This is a genomic window from Paenibacillus sp. WC2504, from assembly GCF_052682475.1.
Genome location: NZ_JBQZFH010000001.1, coordinates 3,984,908 through 3,997,999 on the forward strand (window position 1 = coordinate 3,984,908; position 13,092 = coordinate 3,997,999).

Consider the following 13,092-nt stretch of genomic DNA (forward strand, 5'->3'; position numbering starts at 1 on the left):
GAAATCAATGTCTGTTAACCCATTATCAAAGGCTCAATTATATCAGATGTTATCACCTAAGGTTCAAGAGTTTATTCTGTTACCAACAGAACAGTGTAATTTTAGATGTACGTATTGTTATGAAAATTTTGAAAAAGGTAGAATGTCCAAAGAAACTATAGAGGCTTTTAAACAATTACTTGCTACTAGAATGCCAGAATTAAAACATTTAACATTGAGCTGGTTTGGCGGAGAACCTTTAGTGGCAAAAGATATTGTAATGGATATTTCCTCTTATGCTTTGGAGTTATCACAGAAGTATAATGTGGATTTTCACGCAGGAATGACAACAAATGCCTATATGTTAAATAATGAGCTATTTAAAGCTCTTTTAGAGGTAGGCGTTAATGCTTATCAAATTTCGTTAGATGGATTTGGAGAGGTACATGATCAGACTAGAAAGAGAGCCGATGGCAAAGGAACGTTCAATCGCATTTGGAAGAACTTATTAGACATTCGTGATAGTGACCAGAAGTTTACAATAAAATTACGGATCCATCTTGATTATGATAAGGTAAGTAACATTGAGCCCCTTATCAGAGAACTGAGAGAACATTTTGTAGATGATCCACGTTTTACCATTATGCTTAAACCTCTGGCTAAACTCGGAGGTAAGAATGATGCAAATATGGATGTGATTTCAAGGCAAGACGAATCCACGATCTTAGAAGAATTATACTTGCGTCTCTATGGTCATAAAGTGGAGCATGAATTTCTAAAGGATTATGTATGTTATGCTGCAAAACCGAACTCATTAATCATACGTTCTGATGGTTCTTTAGGGAAATGCACTGTGGCATTAAATGATTCTCGTAATGCGATCGGTCAATTACTTTCTAATGGCACCATACAAGTAAACCAACAGTTATTACAAAATTGGACACGAGGAATTAGTAATAATGATCGTTCGGAATTAGCATGCCCTTTAGCAAGTCTTCCAGACACATTATTAATGAGTGGAATCTAAAATAATTTGATTTTATTCAAGGAGGAAGAATAAAATGGCTAATATAAATATTAACTCACATCTTAAAGATATTACACTTGATGAACAAGGGAGAGTTGTCATTACTAATGACGTAATTGCTCAACAATTAGAGAAAGTCGGTGAAATGATAAAAGCAGGACATTTTGCAACAGAGGGTGATGATACAAATAATGGTGCTTGTATACCAATAAAAATAAATGTTGGTTGTCCCAAAGGGGACGTTATCAAGATAAGAGAAGAGGTTATTTTTAATCGTCTCTAACTTTTCGTTTATATTGATACTCCTGGCAGCCGAACAAATCGGCTGCTTTTTTCGTTGAACTAATGAGCAGGTTTGATTAATTATTTCGCGAATAAACAAAATGAGCATAACAAACTAATGTTAGCATTAAATCAATATGCTCTCCATTCAACTGGGGAATATGAAAATTAAAATTTAACAGAAGAGAGGTCATCTATTTTAATCGATTGGAACGTTTGTTCGCTAAGCTATAAAACGTGGCTGCGGCGAAATTGATCGGCAACCTCATTAAGCAATTGGACAATAGAGCCAGGTATTAACTGAATTTGCAAAATAATTGGGAGGAAAAATCCATGAGAATTTTTGTTGCTGGGGCTACTGGAGCTGTCGGACGTATTTTGCTTCCAAAATTGATTCGCGCAGGTCATGAAGTAATTGGAATTACGCAAAGTGAGAGTAAGAAAACCATAATCGAAAAAACGGGAGCAAAAGCAATAATCGCTAATGTCTTTGATCGTGAGTCATTACGATCCGCATTAGATGAATCTCAACCCGAGGTTGTCATTCATCAATTGACTTCTTTGAGTAGCCGCAATTTTTCTGGCAATACAAGGATACGTATAGAAGGCACACAAAATTTAGTCGATGCCGTTATTTCGGTTGGTATCAATCGCATCATCGCACAAAGCATCTCTTGGGCATATGAACCGGGAGAGGGACCGGCAATCGAAGATGAATCCTTGCATTTAACGGCTGAGGAACCTCGAAAATCGACAATTGATGGCATTTTAGCATTGGAAAGTGCTGTGTCAAAAATACCGCAACATGTAATTTTACGCTATGGAATGTTCTACGGTCCAGGCACTTGGTACGAGCATAATGGATTTATGGCAAATCAAATACATCAAAGACAGATACCCGCTACCGAAGGGGTCACTTCTTTTCTTCATGTGGAGGATGCCGCTGAGGCAGCACTTTTGGCCTTACAATGGCCTTCTGGACCAGTGAACATCGTCGACGACGAACCAGTAAGAGGAACTGACTGGCTGCCGGTTTATGCACAAGCCTTAGGAGCACCTATCCCTGAAACTTATTCGAATAGCAACACTTGGGAGCGAGGGGCATCGAACAGGAAGGCCCGAGAGGAGTACAGCTGGAAACCGCTGTACCCGACATGGCGGACAGGTTTTAGTGTCAGTCTGGCTAGATGAAATCAATTCAATGTTAGAACATTGATGAACGTAAGTTTAATTAACGAGGGAGCAGATCGCCATATGGCAGCTGTTCCCTTATTTCGTTGACGCAAAGGGAGATTAGTGTGGTCAACTTAAAACTATTTCCACTAATTTCCGTCTATAATTAAGTAGTCAATATTCATAAGGGGGCATGACATTGCCTAAGTTAATTGGCGCAGCAGCAGTTATTTTAGATTCTGAGGGGAAAGTATTATTGGTAAAACATAGCTATGGCAAAAATAATTGGGATCTGCCAGGAGGAAAAGCTGAGGAGGATGAATCAGCGCAGGAAACTGCAAAAAGAGAGGTTCACGAAGAAGTAGGGTTAAAAGTCAGTAATGCATTAGATCACGAAAGACAGCATCTTTTCCATACTGTGGGTCCAAGACAATGGATTGAATAATTGATTGTTATAGAACGTTAGAGCAAAACAAAAAGCAGTGTCTATCTATCTCTTGAGGAGAGTGTGGAATTGAAATTTTTGAATAACGGATATTTAAATGGATTATATGCTGTATTATTAGCCGTGATATCAATTTTCACAGGGGAAATCGTAACTTTTATTATGCTCGGATTCGTATTTATGGCTTTATTGAACATTAACTCTACATTGCAAAAGATAGTTGATAAAAAAGATTAAGACAACTAATCTATAGAATTTGGTTCTTAGCTAACGAAATAACAAAAAAGATATATCAGTAGGTATTTATGGAGGTCAATAAATGGATCTACATAAAATTGCAAAGAACATAAATTTATTAAGTGACTTTCTTGGTATAAGAGATATAGACACATTAACCAGTGATGCTCTAGAAGAAAAATATCAATTTTCACAAGCGGATTTACTAATATTATTCGGTGCTAGTATAGTATATGGTTGTGACGTAGTAGGTGAAGCCATTTCTAACAATATTGCCAAGAATTTTATGATTGTTGGTGGAGAAGGACACACAACAGAAAGCTTACGAAGAGCTGTCCATAGTGTTTTACCCGAAATAGTAACTACAGGCAAGATGGAAGCAGATATTATAAGTGAGTATATGAAACGAAAGTACGATATTGACAATATATTGATTGAGCGTAATTCAACAAATTGTGGAAATAACATAACTTACGCATTAGATGTTATAAAACAAAATAATCTTTCCCTAAACAATATGATTATTGTTCAAGACTCAACGATGCAATGTAGGATGGATGCTGGTTTTCGTAAATATCTCCAAGATGCAAGAGTTGAAGTAATAAATTTTGCTTCGTATAAGGTTAGGGTTGTATTAAAAAATGAAAAATTGGTATTTGAACCGTCAGATATTTGGGGTATGTGGGAAATAGAAAGATATATTTCATTATTATTGGGAGAAATTCCGAGATTATTAGATGATAGTAATGGATATGGCCCTAATGGAAAAAATTTCATTGCACACGTTGATATTCCTAACGATGTATTGAAAGCATTTGAAGAATTAAAAGTGGAATATGGAGACTTGGTGAGAGTTGCAAATCCTGTGTATGCTTCAAAAACGCTTGATTAACGGTAAATTATAGATCCATTACGGTAACTGGGGGATAAGTACAATAAAAGATGAAGCAGCTTGTTTGTTTGGGGGTTATAGTTGTACTGCTGAGTTCTTGTGTGACTGAGAAATTGCAGATTTCTACTAAGATCGAATTGGAAGAAAACTCAGATATTATCTTGGATTCATCGAATAGCTGGACTACCAGTCGATTGGAGGGAATCCATGGTGTCGGCTGGGTCTCCAATCATGAGATTGAGTTTGTCCAATCGGTGAAAATCGGGACAGACGAACATCATGAGTCTATATTCAAAAATACGAGGGGGATTAAGGATATTATCTCTGGAGAAGTAAGAGGAGAAAAACCTGACATTTCCTACGATATCTATTCAGTATCTCCTGATGGCAGGCATATCTATGTGAAGTTGAATCATATGGAAGATGAGAAACTGGTTGCGGAGCATCGGATGCTCAGCCGCGATGGTGGAGAGACAAAGGAAATAGCTAATCAGGCGATTGCTGGCAGCGCCATATGGCTGGATAATGTGCATGTATTATATACGGGTGGAATTGGTGATGGGGGCGTCGTGCAGATTGACCTGCAGGGGAATATTACGCCGATGCCTGCATTAAGTCAATTAATGGAACATAAGGATACGGGTACCAGAAACATAGAGCAAGTAACGAAAATAGGTGAACGTTTATATTTTGTAGAAGGTAGTGAATTTAGTTATATCGAGACGTCGCATCTGGATAATCCTGTAATTCATAGGTTATACGATAAGAGCGTAAATCGATTCTATCCCGCGCCAGACGAAAAACAAATAGCTGTTGTAACGACAGAGGGTAGCCAATTCGGCAAGACAAAAAGTGAGCTTCTACTCCTTGATCCCGATGGAAATTCTATAGGTAATCATTTGGAGTCGGGGGAATATTTCAACAGTATATCTTGGTCACTAGATCAATCGAAATTGACTTATGTAGTGATGAAAGAATACCCAAAGAAATATGAGGTCCATGTGGTCGATATGAAGAGTGGCGAAAATAAGATGATTTACAAAAGCGGCAACCGAGCGGCGAGCAGCGAAATGTACTGGAGTCCAAACAGTAAACTAATGATGTTCATAGTTGACCGATCCCATTCAACTTTGGAATCTAAGCCCGATACGATTATTTATGAGTTCAAATGATCCTCTGGTTATAGCTAATGGAACATTAAAGTTCAGTGACACAGACTAGATTGTAACTTCGAGGTGAAGAATGAACCATGTTGTTGATTTAACTAAAAATATTGTTATGTTATGGAGGCGAAAAACTTTTGCTTGTTGGAAAAATTAGTGAAATAACACGTTATCCTGTAAAATCATTTGCCGGAGAAACTTTGGACGCTTGTAGAGTGGATACATATGGGTTGTTTGGAGACCGTTTCTGTGCTTTTTATGATGAAACAAAAGAGGGTTGGAATCGTTTTATTACGGTTAGAGATATCCCTAAAATGCTCGGTTATACGGCTAGACTACTTAATAACGAAATAAGCGTTACATCTCCAAACGGAGAAATTTTTAGCTGGAATGAAGAACTTTTAAAAGAAATTCAAAGATACACCAATAGAAAAGTATCTAAGGCGGACTATAAAGCCCCAAACCCTGAAGACCCCAAACTTATGTCTGTTGATCTTGCTAGTATTCTTATTATTACAGATTCTTCGTTACGCAGACTTGAATCGATATGGGGAAAGAAATTAGATAAACGCCGGTTTAGAGCTAACATTATCTTGTCATTAAATGAAAATAATTTTGATGAAACGGATTGGATTAGAAAGCAATTATCCTTTGGGGATGTAAAATTAAAAGTAGAATCTAGTTGTGAGCGATGTTCAATAATTACGCTTGATCCCGATACATTAGAACGTGATGTCACTCTGCTAAAGAAAGTAAATGAGCAAATGAATTTATGCTTTGGTTTATATGCATCTGTTATAAAGCCAGGTCAAATTCGTACTGGTCAGAAAGTTTATTTGATTGAATAAGCTCGAATTACGAGGAACATTAGTTTATACATTTCTGTTAAACTATTTTATTAAACCTAAATTAGGAGCGGGCTGATTACATACAATGTAGATTGTAGAACTTTATATTTCTTAGATTTTAGCTCCATAGCCCGTTGCTATGGGGTATTTTTTATCCATTGAACTATCGGCAGAGAAGTTCCATTATATGGTATATTTAGGTTTGATCAAATAGGTGCTTATTGTTCCATTCAATTCAGGGAAATCTAATACCAATATTTTTCCTTTACCGTTTACACTAAGAATAATACATCACCATATTTCCTTGAAGGGGGACATTTGTTTTGGATGCACAGTTTCTAGATTTATTGGCTCTGGAATATGATACGGAAGAAAAAGTTGTAACAGAAATCATCAACCTTGAAGCGATCTCCAATCTTCCCAAGGGAACTGAGCATTTTGTCAGTGATTTGCATGGGGAGTTCCAGGCTTTTCAGCATGTATTAAGAAACGGTTCGGGTACCGTAAAAGAGAAAATCAAAGCCTTATTCCGTGGGGTTTGGACGGAGCAAGAAATCAATGATTTTACGGTGTTAGTTTATTATCCGGAAGAAAAAATACAATTGGTTAAAGCGGATTTATGCAATAATCAAGCCTTGAATCGATGGTACAGACACACGATTGAACAAATGCTTATGCTCATATCTAATTCCTCATCCAAATATACGCGTTCAAAATTGCGTAGAGCTCTGCCGGAGCAGTTTGTATATATTGTAGAAGAACTTTTATACAAGACGGATACGACCAACAATAAGGACCCTTATTATGAGGAAATATACCGGCAAATTATTTCCTTGGGCCAGGCGGATAAGCTCATTATCGGGCTTGCTTATACGACCCAACGCCTAGTGGTTGACCATCTTCATGTGGTCGGAGATATTTATGACCGCGGGCCTGACCCTGATAAAATTATGGACACGCTGATCAATTATCATTCTGTAGATATTCAGTGGGGGAACCATGATGTCCTATGGATAGGCGCCTATGCGGGTTCCCTGGTCTGCCTTGCGAATATTATCCGGATCTGCGCCAGATACGACAATCTGGACATCATCGAAGACGTATATGGCATCAATCTTCGCCCATTGCTGAATTTGGCAGAGAAGTACTATCATGACAATCCGGCCTTCAGACCGAAGCTGCAGACCGAGCATAACAGTTCGGAGCAGGAGATCCTGCAAATTACCAAAATTCATCAAGCCATTGCCATGATCCAGTTTAAGCTTGAAATCCCTATTATCAAGAGACGTCCATTCTTTAATATGTCTGAAAGGCTTTTGCTTGAACAAATCGATTACGACAAAACTGAAATAAAAATCGGTGATAAAACGTACCCGCTGGAAAACACCTGTTTCGCGACCGTAAATCCGCAGCAGCCTGAAAAATTGCTGGAAGAAGAACAGCAGGTTATGGAAAAGCTGCTGTTCTCCGTTCAGCATTCCGAAAAGCTGGCCCGGCATATGAATTTTTTTATGAAAAAGGGTAGCCTTTATCTAAAATACAACGGAAATTTGTTATTTCACGGCTGTATTCCTTTGGATGAAGAAGGAAACATGGAAGAAATGCAAATTGAGGACAAGACGTATTCGGGCCGTAAGCTGCTCGATGTTTTTGAATATTATTTACGTTACGCCTTTGCGCATCCAGAAGAGACGGATGATCTGGCAACGGATATGGTATGGTACATCTGGACAGGGGAATGTTCCTCGCTATTTGGAAAGAGAGAAATGACCACCTTTGAACGATACTTTATCCAAGACAAAGAAAGCTATAAAGAGAGAAAGAATCCTTATTACTATTTGCGTGAAAATGAGGAGATCTGCCGGAAAATCCTGCTGGAGTTTGATTTGAATCCGGATCATGGACATATCATAAACGGTCACACACCAGTTAAAGAAATTCGTGGAGAGAATCCCGTTAAGGCAGATGGGAAAATGGTGGTCATTGACGGCGGTTTTTCCAAAGCCTATCAATCCACAACGGGCATCGCCGGATATACATTGTTGTATAATTCCTTTGGCATGCAGCTCGTTGCCCATCAGAAATTTAAATCTAAAGAAGACGTGTTATGTAACGGCACGGACGTATTGTCTGTAAAAAGACTGGTGGATAAAGAACTGGAGCGGAAGCTGGTGAGGGAAACCAATGTCGGGGAGAATCTGCTGCAGAGGATCTCGAATTTGAAGAATCTCCTGGAATATCGCTACATGAAATGAAACAACGTTTTTTTACGTTTGAAAAAAGAGATTATCTTTGATTTCTGCTCCACATACATACCATTGGCATCTAATGGAAATCATAATGCTTAATAATTGTTTGTAGAGGAGTGTTGTAAATGAATGATTTGATCAAAAATGCAGTTTCGCTCGGTCTGGGAATCACGATTGTGACCAAAGAAAAACTGGAAAACTACGTTAAAGAGCTTGTGGTAAAGGGAGAAGTTGCTCCTGAGGAGTCGAAGGCTTTAGTGGCAAAGTTGATCAAGAAAGGGGAGGAGCAGCAGGACGCTCTTAAAGAAATCGTACGCGTACAGCTTCAGAAGCTGCTGGTTGATTTGCACCTGGCGACTGAGGATGATATTAAGCGGCTAGATCAGCGTATCGACCAAATGGAACACAAGCTACAGGCATAGTTGATTATGAGGAAAAGGATACGGCAGTTTCAACGATACCGGGATATTGTTATTGCTTTGGTTCGCCATGGGTTTGGCTTCTTGGTAGAAGAGTCAGATCTGCTGCAGCGTCTTCGTATTCCAATTCGAAGATTTCGAGTGGATGACGATGCAGACCGTAAATCGCTTGGACTGCGAATTAGGGATGTCGTTGAAGAACTCGGTCCAACCTTTATAAAATTGGGACAGATCGCCAGCACCCGTTCTGATCTCCTCCCGGAAGACATTGTTAAGGAGTTGGAGAAACTTCAAGATGATGTGAAGCCCATCCCTTACAAACAGGTACAAGATATTATTGAGGCTGAATTAGGCCAAAGTATCGAGACTGTTTATGAGCGCTTCGAGGAGCAGTCACTTGCAGCGGCATCCATCGGGCAAGTGCACCATGGCGTGCTCCACACTGGAGAACGTGTGGCTATCAAAATCCAACGACCTCAAGCCGCAGAAGCAATCCGAATCGATCTCGAGATTCTAGCTGATCTGGCTGCGATAGCCGAGCGACGTTTTGCATGGGCACGCCGAATTCAAATGGAGGTCCTCATTGAGGAATTCGGCAGATCGCTCTTAAATGAGCTGGATTATACCAAAGAGGCTAGAAATGCGGAGAAAATAGCTGAGCAATTCAAGTATGTAGCCCATATCTACGTGCCGCCGATTTATAGCGATTACAGCTCTAAAAAGGTTATGACAATGCAGTATATCGAAGGTATTCGGCTGTACCAAGAGGATCAACTCATCGCACATGGGTATGACCGGGCGCGAATTGCCAATCGACTCATTCAAGCATTGTTTCATCAGATATTCGTTGAAGGTTTGTTTCACGCCGATCCTCATCCCGGGAACATCGTCATATTGCCGGGCGAAGTGATCGCTTTGCTTGACTTTGGCATGGTGGGCCGGCTTACGGCGGAGTCCAAATTTCATTTTTCCTCATTGATTATTGCTCTTATGCGCCAGAACACCGATGGGGTGATTAAAGCGATTTACCGGATCGGGCTTATTGACGAGGAGCTCGATATGGCGGAGCTGCGTTATGATATTGAGGAGCTTAGAGAGCGATATTTCGGAGTCCCTCTTAGTCGTGTAAGCCTGGGGGGAATCGTCAACGATCTGTTCGAAGTGGCGTACAAGTACCATATTCGCATTCCGTCGGATTTCATCTTATTAGGGAAAACGCTGATAACGATTGAAGGGGTAGTCACGAAGTTAGATCCTACGATCAGTATCGTAAAGATAGCGGAACCCTTCGGCCTCCAACTGCTGTTGGAACGACTGCGCCCGAAAAATCTGACAGCAAGTTTACTTAAAGATGTCACGGATTATGGGTCTTTGCTAATTGATTTTCCAAGACAGTCCCGAGAGTTTTTTTCACAGATAAAAAAAGGGAAACTGCATATGAATATTAGCGTCACTGATGCCTACGATTTCCTGCGCAAGCTGGATCGCATTGGCAATAGGATCACATTCGGCATCGTTCTCTTGTCCTTCAGCCTCATTATGATGGGACTCATCATCGGCTCTTCCATTGTTGGCCGGAAGCATTATTTCTTGCTCAACGTGCCAACCATTGAAGTTGGGTTTATACTGGCATCCTTAATGAGTCTTTGGCTGCTTTTTTCGATTTTTAAATCGGGCAGATTCTAGATAAAGAACTTCGTCAGAGCTTGAAACTTTTATATAATAATTCTTTCCCTTGACCTTCAAGAGCGCGACTATGTAATATTAAACCAGTTAACACAACATAAATAAGGCATTGACCAAAGACATGATTTCCTTCACGAACTGTCCAGAGAGAGAAGTTTAGGCTGAAAGCTTCTCCTGTTACCGGCTGTGAAATTACCCCTTTGTAGCCGTGTCGTTGAACCCGTCGATCTGTTCGTCGCGGCAGTAAGCGTCACCGTCTTATCCCCGATACTGGATACCAATAAGGATCTTGTAACTGCTACTTTGGAGAACAGCCAAAGCATGACATGTTGAAGGTCAAATTAGGGTGGAACCACGAGCTGAACGCACTCGTCCCTTTGTGGGAGAGATGCGTTTTTTTGCGTTCAAAAATAATGAATAACTAGAAATGGAGGCTAAATCATGGAGATCAATGTATCATTGCCAGATGGAACAATTAGGAGGTATCCACAAGGTACGATAATCGAACAAGTGGCGGAATCTATTAGTCCAGGATTGAAGAAAAATGCGGTAGCTGGAAAGATCAATGGCAAACTCGTTGATCTTGATCACCCGATTGAGCCTAATAGTCTTGTCGAAATCGTTACTCTTGACAGTAAAGAGGGCCTGGAGATATACAGGCACAGTACGGCGCATTTAATGGCCCAATCGATTAAACGCATATATGGAGATAGGGCAGTCAAGCTCGGAATTGGACCGGTCATCGAAGATGGATTTTACTATGATATTGATATAGAACAACCTCTGTCTATTGATGATCTTGCAGCTATTGAAAAAGAGATGGAGAAAGTAATCCAAGAGAACCTGCCAATTGTTCGCCGGGCTGTCAGCCGCAGTGAAGCAATTACAGCTTTCGAGGAGCTCGAAGAACCATTAAAATTAGAACTCATTCGCGACCTGCCAGATGATGCCGTCATTACCATTTATGATCAGGGTGAGTTTTTTGATCTATGTCGGGGGCCGCACCTTCCCTCTACTGGTCGGATAAAGGCGTTTAAGCTGATGAATGTGGCGGGAGCCTACTGGCGTGGAGATTCTAATAATAAGGTGCTGCAGCGCATTTATGGGACTTCATTTCCCAAGAAGTCACAGCTTGAAGAGCATTTGCATGTTATTGAAGAAGCCAAAAAGCGTGACCACCGCAAGCTTGGTAAAGAGCTTGAATTGTTTATGTTCTCTGAAGAAGCACCTGGAATGCCGTTCTTTCTTCCGAAAGGGATGAGCATTCGTAATGAGCTTGAGAACTTTGCGCGTGAATTACAGAGACAGCGCGACTATGCTGAAGTACGTACACCGCTTATGATGAATAATCGTGTTTGGGAGCAATCGGGACACTGGGATCATTACAAAGATAACATGTACTTCACGAATGTTGATGAAACAAAGTTTGCACTTAAACCGATGAACTGCCCGGGACACATGCTTATTTTTAAAAACAGCTTACGTTCCTATCGGGAATTGCCTATACGTCTTTGCGAATTCGGCCAAGTTCACCGCCATGAACTTTCCGGAGCGCTTAACGGAATGATGCGGGTCCGTACCTTCTGTCAGGACGACGCCCACCTGTTCGTTTTGCCTGAACAAATTGAGGATGAAATTAGCCGTGTCATTGCCTTGATTGATCATGTTTATCAAGTACTCGGCTTTAAGTACAAGGTCGAGCTATCTACCCGGCCCGAAGATTCGATGGGTTCAGAAGAGCTATGGCAGCAGGCTGAACAATCTTTGCAAAATGTCCTGGATAAACTTGGTATCGATTATCATGTCAATGAAGGCGATGGGGCATTCTATGGACCCAAGATCGATTTTCACATTTTAGATGCGCTTAAAAGGAGCTGGCAGTGTGGGACTATCCAACTGGATTTCCAGATGCCCGAGAAATTCGATCTTTCTTACATCGGAGAGGACAACCAGAAGCATCGGCCAGTCGTTATACATCGTGCTATTTATGGATCTATTGAGCGATTTATCGGCATGTTAACCGAACATTTTGCCGGAGCTTTCCCGCTATGGCTTGCGCCCGTCCAGGTGAAGTTATTGCCGGTTTCGGAGAACTATATCGACTATGCCTTGCAAGTGAAGAAAGCACTGGAAGAGACAGGTATTCGGATTGAAGTAGATGTGAGAAATGAAAAACTCGGGTATAAAATTCGTGAAGCCCAACTCGAAAAAGTACCGTATATGCTCGTTCTCGGTGAGAATGAGAAGAATTCCGAAAGTGTGTCCGTTAGGAAACGGGGCGAAGGAGACCTTGGATCAAAAAGTATCCAGGAAATTATTGGGCAAATTAATGAAGAACTACGTGCAAAAAAGTAAGTTGCAAACCGATCACAATGATAAATTCACACTCAGGAGGGTCATTTGAGTGAACGTTATAGGATAACTAGCAAAACATTATTCGCCATTTGGCGGTTAGGGATTATCTCCGAACGCATCCCGATGAAGCAAATAGTTATGGGGCTTTAAAAGAAAGCCTTGCCAAACAGTTCCCAAGGGACATTGAAGCATATATGGACGGTAAAGATGCGTTTGTTAAAGAGCTGGAAAGTAAAGCGTTAAATTGGTATAACATGAGGGGAACGTTGAATTAACAAAGGTAAAGAGCGAATGGCTCGAGAAAATGAAATTAACATACTTGTACTAGAGGCTGCCG

12 protein-coding genes are annotated in these 13,092 nt (G+C 40.5%); all 12 read left to right on the plus strand.

Going from position 1 to position 13,092, the window contains the following annotated elements; translation table 11 throughout:
- Positions 1-7: 7 nt before the first annotated feature.
- The 12 genes from ACUN27_RS17825 to ACUN27_RS17880 all read left to right on the plus strand — a co-directional run bounded on the left by ACUN27_RS17825 (position 8) and on the right by ACUN27_RS17880 (position 13,030).
- On the plus strand, positions 8-1,006 hold the full coding sequence (locus tag ACUN27_RS17825; RefSeq protein ID WP_445559314.1) for a radical SAM protein: 999 nt from the start codon (positions 8-10) through the stop codon (positions 1,004-1,006).
- 34 nt (positions 1,007-1,040) lie between these two features.
- Positions 1,041-1,289 carry a hypothetical protein gene (locus ACUN27_RS17830; protein WP_315950506.1) on the plus strand — a complete coding sequence of 83 codons (249 nt, stop codon included), beginning with the start codon at positions 1,041-1,043 and terminating at the stop codon, positions 1,287-1,289.
- A 332-nt stretch (positions 1,290-1,621) separates the two neighbouring features.
- A complete protein-coding gene (locus tag ACUN27_RS17835) occupies positions 1,622-2,479 on the plus strand; it encodes an NAD-dependent epimerase/dehydratase family protein (protein ID WP_326059643.1) in 858 nt (285 codons plus the stop codon).
- 181 nt (positions 2,480-2,660) lie between these two features.
- A complete protein-coding gene (locus ACUN27_RS17840; protein ID WP_326059641.1) occupies positions 2,661-2,906 on the plus strand; it encodes an NUDIX hydrolase in 246 nt (81 codons plus the stop codon).
- 319 nt (positions 2,907-3,225) lie between these two features.
- Positions 3,226-4,035 carry an ElyC/SanA/YdcF family protein gene (locus ACUN27_RS17845; RefSeq protein ID WP_315950501.1) on the plus strand — a complete coding sequence of 270 codons (810 nt, stop codon included), beginning with the start codon at positions 3,226-3,228 and terminating at the stop codon, positions 4,033-4,035.
- 101 nt (positions 4,036-4,136) lie between these two features.
- Positions 4,137-5,207, plus strand: coding sequence for a hypothetical protein (locus tag ACUN27_RS17850; RefSeq protein WP_445559315.1), 1,071 nt, complete (start codon positions 4,137-4,139; stop codon positions 5,205-5,207).
- Between the two features lie 128 nt (positions 5,208-5,335).
- Positions 5,336-6,046, plus strand: a complete 711-nt coding sequence (locus tag ACUN27_RS17855; RefSeq protein ID WP_326059637.1) for an MOSC domain-containing protein — start codon at positions 5,336-5,338, stop codon at positions 6,044-6,046.
- A 323-nt stretch (positions 6,047-6,369) separates the two neighbouring features.
- Complete coding sequence (locus ACUN27_RS17860; RefSeq protein WP_445559316.1) at positions 6,370-8,301, plus strand: fructose-1,6-bisphosphatase; 1,932 nt, start codon at positions 6,370-6,372, stop codon at positions 8,299-8,301.
- Positions 8,302-8,420: 119 nt separating this feature from the next.
- Entirely contained in the window at positions 8,421-8,717 is a 297-nt protein-coding gene (locus tag ACUN27_RS17865; protein ID WP_315950496.1) for a phasin family protein, read from the plus strand.
- A 6-nt stretch (positions 8,718-8,723) separates the two neighbouring features.
- Complete coding sequence (locus ACUN27_RS17870; protein WP_326059633.1) at positions 8,724-10,400, plus strand: ABC1 kinase family protein; 1,677 nt, start codon at positions 8,724-8,726, stop codon at positions 10,398-10,400.
- A gap of 441 nt (positions 10,401-10,841) precedes the next feature.
- A complete protein-coding gene (gene thrS, locus ACUN27_RS17875) occupies positions 10,842-12,755 on the plus strand; it encodes a threonine--tRNA ligase (protein WP_326059632.1) in 1,914 nt (637 codons plus the stop codon).
- Between the two features lie 89 nt (positions 12,756-12,844).
- Positions 12,845-13,030 carry a GrpB family protein gene (locus ACUN27_RS17880; protein ID WP_326059631.1) on the plus strand — a complete coding sequence of 62 codons (186 nt, stop codon included), beginning with the start codon at positions 12,845-12,847 and terminating at the stop codon, positions 13,028-13,030.
- The last annotated feature ends 62 nt before the right edge of the window (positions 13,031-13,092 follow it).